This window comes from Candidatus Magnetobacterium casense (assembly GCF_019173545.1).
GTDB classification, from domain to species: Bacteria; Nitrospirota; Thermodesulfovibrionia; order Thermodesulfovibrionales; family Magnetobacteriaceae; genus Magnetobacterium; species Magnetobacterium cryptolimnobacter.
Window position 1 is genome coordinate 1 of sequence record NZ_JABXWD010000635.1, and the last position, 1,496, is coordinate 1,496.

General features: G+C 54.1%; 1 protein-coding gene. It reads right to left on the minus strand.

Features of this window, described 5'->3' with window-relative positions:
- Positions 1–161: 161 nt before the first annotated feature.
- Positions 162–1,334, minus strand: a complete 1,173-nt coding sequence (locus tag HWQ67_RS18295) for an ABC transporter substrate-binding protein (RefSeq protein WP_218254131.1) — start codon at positions 1,332–1,334, stop codon at positions 162–164.
- Between the last annotated feature and the right edge of the window lie 162 nt (positions 1,335–1,496).

Here is a 1,496-nt window from a genome sequence, read left to right on the forward strand (position 1 = left end):
AACGGATAACTATGATCGTAATAGTTCACCCCCCTAAGAAGAAGGAAAGAAAGGGGCGGCTCCGCCCCCCTTCAGAACCCCCTGCAAGGGGGCCAGCCCCCTTGACCCCATAAAAATGCCTATGTCTTGTATTTAATCCAATCGAAGTATGTTATCATTGCCTACGGATTTGCCTGCGAGTGCCACTGGAATTTACCGTCTTTTATCTGTAACATGACAGCACCCTTAATAGGGTCGCCCGAGCCTTCAACGTACCTGATGTTACCGGTGACCCCCGCGTACTGAGTCGTAGAGGCCAAGGCGTTTCTGACCGACTCGGAATCGACCCTCTGGAGCTTGCCCAGCGCCTGGAAGAGGACACCAAAGGCATCGTATGTCAGGGCAGCCACGTCATCGGGGGCCTGCTTGTAGAGAGCGTTGTATGCCTTGACAAACCGCTGGGAAATATCAGACGTTGACTCCGACAGGTAGTGACTGCTAAAGAAGTAGCCATCGCAGTCTGCCGCGCACAGCTTTGTAAGTTCGGAGCTTGCCCAGGCATCGCTTCCCAGAAACGGCATCGACAATCCCAATCTGTGTGCCTGTTGCACCACCAACGGGACATCGCTATAATATGCAGGCAGAAACAACACATCCGGGGCGTCCTGTTTGATCTTGGTCAGTTGTGCCGAAAAGTCCCTGTCTCCGGTTGAGTATGTCTCATAGGCAGTGATTTTGCCACCTTTTTGTTCAAACGATCCCTTAAAGACCTCGGCCTGTCCCTTGAGCGCCTCTGCCGCCACGTCAAAGAGCACGGCTGCCGTCTTTGCCTTGAGGCCATCACGTGCAAAGGAGGCAAGCACCTGTCCCTGGAACGTATCCAGGTAGCAGGCCCGAAAGACGTATTGCTTGTGCTTGCCGGTCCTGGAATCAAGGGTTGTCTTTGGGTTGGTTGACCACGGGGTGATGAGTGTGACCTTTGAGGCCTCGGCTATTTCGGCTGCCGGTATTGCCCCGGTGCTTGAATTAGGCCCTATGATGGCAACAACACCGCGCTGCGTGATGAGCTTTTGCACGGCTGATGCAGACTGCTCGGCCCTGCCGGCGTTGTCCTCGATAAACATCTGCACCTTGTACTTTTTACCACCAACGGATATCCCGCCGGCGTCATTGACCGCTGCAACCGCCATCTCTGCCGCACTCTTGCACGATGCACCCACCGCAGGGATGTCACCCGTCAGCTCTGCCACCACGCCTACCTTGATAACATCCGGCTGCACTTGATTGTCCTTCTTGGCACAGCTTGCCAACTGCAAGGCTATAAGCATAAAGAGTATTATCGGAATTCTTTTCATCCTCTCAGGATAGTAAAACTTATGGCGTTGATTTGTCAAGAGACCGAATTGCCCGGGTGCATAAGAAAGTAGTTGGTGGCTTCGTCAAAGAAAGAATGGGGGCTTCGCCCCCTACCCCCTACAAGAAGGGCGGCTCCGCCCCCTCCTTGACCTCCCCTGCAA

What these genes read in the sequence shown, in the direction of transcription:
- HWQ67_RS18295 (WP_218254131.1), bottom strand. Translation starts at nt 1,334, where the DNA reads ATGAAAAGAATTCCGATAATACTCTTTATGCTTATAGCCTTGCAGTTG.